The organism is Bradyrhizobium sp. P2_E8 (assembly GCF_056403875.1).
In genome coordinates this window covers 1-1,444 of the sequence record NZ_JBFUES010001407.1, presented here as the reverse complement: position 1 = coordinate 1,444, position 1,444 = coordinate 1, and the positions used below count along the sequence as shown (strand labels likewise).

Here is a 1,444-nt window from a genome sequence, read left to right as displayed (position 1 = left end):
GCCTTGAGCGGATTTTCGCTGCGGGAGGACGGCGCGACGCATCCCGTGACGCTGCCGCATTTCACCTCGTCGCGTTACTCGCTGGCCGATCCCCCGCTCTACACCGGCGCCTTCACCTTCCGCCGCGGCGATGCGGCGTCGGGATGGTCGGTGTTCCTGCCGCGCTTCAGCAATGCGGTGGAGGTCGCCGTCAACGGCGTCGTGGTGCTCGATTCGCGGCGTGATGCCAACGCCAACCGGCCGGACCGCAACACGCCGCAGATCGCGCTCATCCCCGCTTCGCTGCTACGCGACGGCAGCAACGAGCTCACGGTGCGGCTGTTCGTATGGGGGCCACTGAAGGGTTTTCTCGACACCGTCTATGTCGGCCCCGATGCAGCCTTGCGTCCCGCCTATGAGACGCGCACGCTGCTGTTCGTCACGCTGCCGGTGGTGTTCTCGGCGTGGCAGTCCATCCTCGCCGTCATCCTCGCGATCATGTGGCTGATGCGGCGCCGCGAGCCGGTCTACGGCGTGCTGGCGGCGGCGATGGTGCTCGGCGTGGTGCAGGCGTTCGTACCGCCGCCGGTGCCCCCGGCCACCACGTCGCGGCTTGCCTCGGTGCTGCTGGCATCGGCGCCGACCGAGAGCGCGCTGATCGTCGTGTTCGGCGTGCTGTTCTTCGGCTGGCGCTGGCCGCGCTACGGCACGCTGCTGTTCGCGCCGGGCATCGTCGTGTTCGTGGTCGGGCTGGTCGCCGGGCCGCCGCTGCCGCGCATTCTGTTTCTCCTGCTTGGCATCCCCACGGTCGGGGTCTGCCTGGTCCTGATGGCCTGCGTCACCGCGGCCGCGGTGGTGCGGCGGCAGGATGCCGCGAGCTTCACGCTCGRCTGCGCGGTGAGCATCGTGCTGACCTGCTGGGTCCACGACATGCTGTCGGTGTCCGAGATCGTCACCAACGAACGCATCTTCGTCTCGCGCCTGTCCTATTCGGCGATGCTGGTCGCGATCGGCGCCGGGCTGACCTGGCGCTTCGCCCGCGCGCTGAACCAGGTCGACAGCTTCGCCGGCCAGCTCGTGACGCGCGTGCGCGAGGCCGAGGAGCGGCTGAAGGCAAGCTTTGCCCGCGAGGAGGCGCGCGCCCGCGCCGCCGCGCTCGCCAACGAGCGCACGCGGCTGATGCGCGACCTGCATGACGGCCTCGGCGGCCAGCTCGTCAGCATCGTCGCGCTGTCCGAGCGCGGCCATGAGGGCGCGACGATCACGGACGCCGCCCGCGCGGCGCTGAAGGATCTCCGTCTCGTCATCGACTCCATGGACGACATCGGCGGCGACCTCATGCTCGCGCTCGGCTCCTGGCGCGAGCGCGCGGCGATGCAATTGCGACCGCACGACATCGCACTCGACTGGCGCGTGGCGACGCCGCAGGGCCTGCCGCTGCATCCCGAGCTGAGACCCTGGCACG

1 protein-coding gene is annotated in these 1,444 nt (G+C 70.3%); it reads left to right on the top strand.

All coding sequences use genetic code 11. The features are described from left to right. The coding region (locus AC1D00_RS40890) for a sensor histidine kinase (RefSeq protein ID WP_477014615.1) at positions 1-1,444 on the top strand (1,444 nt) is incomplete at both ends.